This window comes from Streptomyces durocortorensis (assembly GCF_016901035.1).
Taxonomy (GTDB): domain Bacteria; phylum Actinomycetota; class Actinomycetes; order Streptomycetales; family Streptomycetaceae; genus Streptomyces; species Streptomyces durocortorensis.
The window spans coordinates 1-3,587 of the sequence record NZ_JAFEUF010000403.1 but is presented as its reverse complement, the minus strand read 5'-3'; the positions used below and the strand labels follow the sequence as shown (position 1 = coordinate 3,587).

Genomic DNA, 3,587 nt, shown 5'->3' with positions numbered 1-3,587 from the left:
CCGCCCATGGCCCCCCGGCCCGGGTGCCGCGGCTCCCGGGCCCGGGCCGTGGGGTTTTTCCCCGGGGCGGCCGCGGGGGGGGGGGGCCGGGGGGGGGGGGGGGGGGCCCCGCGGCCGCCACGGGGCCCTCTCCGCGTACACGTGCTCGTACGGTCAGTCCAGGCCGCGGGCCCGTTCGAAGCGGGACCGGCCCTCGGCCAGGTCCACCACCGGGTCCGGGTAGTCGATGCCCGCCCGGTCCAGGCCCTCCAGCTTCCAGGGCTCGTGGATCGCGGGCCCTTCCACCTCGGCCAGCTCCGGCACCCACCGCCGTACGTAGTCGCCCCGGGGGTCGAAGCGCTTTCCCTGGAGCACCGGGTTGAGGATCCGGTTGGGGCGGGTGTCCGTGCCGGTGCCCGCCACCCACTGCCAGTTGAGCTGGTTGTTCGCCACGTCCCCGTCGACCAGCAGGTCCAGGAAGTGGCGGGCCCCCACCCGCCAGTCCACGTACAGCGTCTTGGTGAGGAAGCTCGCGGCCAGCATCCGGCCCCGGTTGTGCATCCAGCCCTCGTGCGCGAGCTGCCGCATCGCCGCGTCCACCAGCGGATAGCCGGTGTGCCCGGTCTTCCAGGCCTCGATCTCGTCCTCGTCCTGGCGCCAGCGGTCGTGGCGCGGCCGGTAGTCGGACCAGGAGGCGTCCGGGCGGGCCGCGAGGACCTGGTGGTGGAAGTCCCGCCAGGCCAGCTGCCGGACGAACGCCTCGCCGCCGGGGCCGCCCTTCTCCCGTGCGCGGTTGGCCAGTTCGGCGGCGGAGACCGTACCGAAGTGGAGGTGCGGGGAGAGCCGGGAGGTGGCGTCGCCGGCCAGGTCGTCGTGGCCGTCCTCGTAGTCGGCCATGGAGCCGTGGAGCCAGGACGTCACCAGCTTGCGGCCCGCCTCCTCGCCGCCCCGGGCCAGGCCGGGGGAGAGGCCCTTGACGGTGTCCCGGTCCGGGAGCGGGTCGCCCGACACGTCGTCAGGCACCCGGACCGTGCGGGGAGCGGTCAGTGTGCCCCGTACTCCCTCCGCCTCCCAACGGCGGAAGTACGGGGTGAACACCGCGAAGTGGTCCTTGCCGCCCGTCGGGACCACCCGGCCCGGAGCGAGCGCGGTGACCACCGCGTCATGGACGCGCAGATCGCAGTCCGTGCCCGTGAGGGCTTCCCGGATCCGCTCCTCGCGCTGTGCCGCGTACCGGCTGACCCCGGCGGCGATGTGCACGGAGTCCGCCCCGGTCTCCTCGACGACCCGTTTCACCTCGCGGGGCGTCTCGCCCCGGCGGACGATCAGCCTGCCGCCCCGGTCACGGAGTCCGGCGTCCAGGTCCGCCAGGCAGTCCGCGAGGAACGCCAGCCGGTTGGGCGCGTCGAACCCGGTGCGGTGGACGGCGTCGTCCCGGACGAACAACGGGACGACCTCGTCCGCGTCCCGCAGGGCGGCACGCAGCACCGGGTTGTCGTGCAGACGCAGGTCGGAGGTGAACAGCACCACCGCGACACTCATGGAACGTGTGCTCCCTTGCGGTATTCGTGGTCAGCGGCCGGTCGGCCGGCCGTCGGTCGTCCTGTGGGTCAGTGGTCCGGCTGTTCGTGGCCGGACGGTCGGTCAGCGCCCGATGGGTCAGCGGACGGTCGGTCAGGCGGTGGGGAACTCCATCAGCGCCACCGGGTCCGAGGTCGGTTCGGCGGATCCCCCGGTCGGCTCGACCGTGATGCCCATCCCGGACGCCTGGTCCACGGGACCGTCCAGCAGCACCGCGTCATCGCTCGCCTTCGGATCCATCAGGCCCGCCGAACGCATCGTGCCCGCGTCGTTGAACCAGATCTGGTAGACCTTGCCGCTCGGCGGCTGCGCCATCCCGGAGGCCAGGAACACCGCGCGGTTCTGGCTCTGCGAGACGACGACGGTGCCGTGCGCGCCGCCGGTCAGGTCGGCCGATGAGGTCTTCGCGTCCGGGGCGGAGAGCACCTGGGCCAGCTGCTCGTTCTGCTGCTGGGCCTGGTTCGCCTCCTGCCGTGCGTCCTGCGCCACCTGGTTCTGCCAGACCGCGACCCCGCCGAACGCGGCGGCCGCCGCGATGCAGGCGGCGAGCGCGTAGGCGTACCACCGTCCGGTGCGTCCGCCGCCACCGGTCCGCTCTCGTCTGCCGTGGGCCGGAGTCTCCTGGCGTACGGTCGTGATCTCCCGCAGCACCCGGTCGCGCAGATCGCGCGGAGGGGCCTCGGCGACGGCGAGACCGAGCCGGGCGGCGGTGGCCGACAGCTCCCGCACCTCCTGGGTGCAGGCCTCGCAGTCCTCCAGATGCCGCTCGAACGCCTGCCGCTCGGACTCCGGCAGCGCATGCAGGGCATAGGCCCCGGTCAGCGTGTGCAGTTCGGCCGTGCTCATGCGCTCACCCCCAGGCAGTCGCGCAGCCGGATGAGGCCGTCGCGGAGTCGTGTCTTGATGGTGCCCAGCGGCACGGAGAGAAGTTCGGAGACCTCACGGTAGGTCAGGCCCTGGTAGTAGGCCAGGGTCACCGACTCCCGTTGCAGCTCGGACAGGGTGCGCATACAGCGCCGTACCTGCTCTCTCTCCAACCGGGTCTCGACCTGTTCGGACACCTCGTCGAAGGCGGGCGTCCGGTCCAGCAGCGCCGCCTTGTGCTCCCGGGCCGCCGACGCCTCGGCCGAGCGGACCCGGTCGACGGCCCGGTGGTGGGCCAGGGTCAGCACCCAGTTCATCGCGCTGCCCCGGGAGGCCCGGAAACGGGGCGCGGTGCGCCACACCTCCACCAGTACCTCCTGCGCCACCTCCTCCGACTGGGCCGGATCGCGGAGCACGCTGCGCACCAGGCCGAGCACGGGCCCGCTCACCGCGTCGTACACCGAGGCGAACGCGTCCTGGTCGCCCCGCGCGACCCGCACCAGGAGTTCCTGGAGATCGGGACCGGGCGAGGGCACCCCACTGATGTGTACGGCTTCCTTCACGCGGGTTTCCTCCCGGGGCGATCGTCGGTTCCGGCATTGATTCGGAGCAGACGGCCGTACGGATTGGTCGAGTGCGGGCGATCTTCGCAGATCCTGCCCCGGGAGGACGCGCGACTCAGCCGACGAGCGTTTCGCGCCGCCGCAGCCGGACGGCACGGATGGCGAGGAAGGCCAGCAGCCCGAACGGCGACAGCAGGATCGTCAGGACCAGCAGCGGCCCCATCAGCAGCGGCGAGAGCCCCAGCTTCCGGCTCTGGAGGTACATCCACTGCCCGAGCAGGAGATCCCAGGCGATCACCTGCGCCCAGACGGCCCCCGCTCCGCCGGCCAGCGCCGTCAGATCACGGAAGGTGTCGATGTCCGGGCTGCTCACCGCCGTCCAGAGCTCCGGGAAGACCGGGACGGCCATGACGACGTAGACGACGAGCACGGGCAGCACGGTCAGCGGCGAGGCGACGACGCGGGCGCTGCCGGACCAGGTGGGGGCGAAGATCATCAGCAGCCAGAACGGGGCGGCCAGATAGAACGTGATCTCGAAGAGTGCGCCGGTCATGTCACGGGCTCCTTGTCGGAGGAGGGGTCGGAGGAGCGGGACGGGCG

Annotated in this window: 4 protein-coding genes; all 4 read right to left on the bottom strand. The window is 72.7% G+C overall.

Going from position 1 to position 3,587, the window contains the following annotated elements; all coding sequences use genetic code 11:
* Positions 1-153: 153 nt before the first annotated feature.
* Positions 154-1,521: a cryptochrome/photolyase family protein gene (locus tag JS521_RS34595; RefSeq protein ID WP_205086829.1), complete on the bottom strand. Its 1,368-nt coding sequence runs from the start codon at positions 1,519-1,521 to the stop codon at positions 154-156.
* 132 nt (positions 1,522-1,653) lie between these two features.
* The gene (locus tag JS521_RS34590; RefSeq protein ID WP_205086828.1) at positions 1,654-2,406 is read right to left on the bottom strand and encodes an anti-sigma factor; all 753 of its coding nucleotides are present in this window, start codon (positions 2,404-2,406) and stop codon (positions 1,654-1,656) included.
* Positions 2,403-2,987: a sigma-70 family RNA polymerase sigma factor gene (locus tag JS521_RS34585; protein WP_205086827.1), complete on the bottom strand. Its 585-nt coding sequence runs from the start codon at positions 2,985-2,987 to the stop codon at positions 2,403-2,405. The genes JS521_RS34590 and JS521_RS34585 overlap by 4 nt, the downstream gene beginning before the upstream one ends.
* 115 nt (positions 2,988-3,102) lie before the next feature.
* Positions 3,103-3,540: an ABA4-like family protein gene (locus JS521_RS34580; RefSeq protein ID WP_205086826.1), complete on the bottom strand. Its 438-nt coding sequence runs from the start codon at positions 3,538-3,540 to the stop codon at positions 3,103-3,105.
* Positions 3,541-3,587 lie beyond the last annotated feature (47 nt).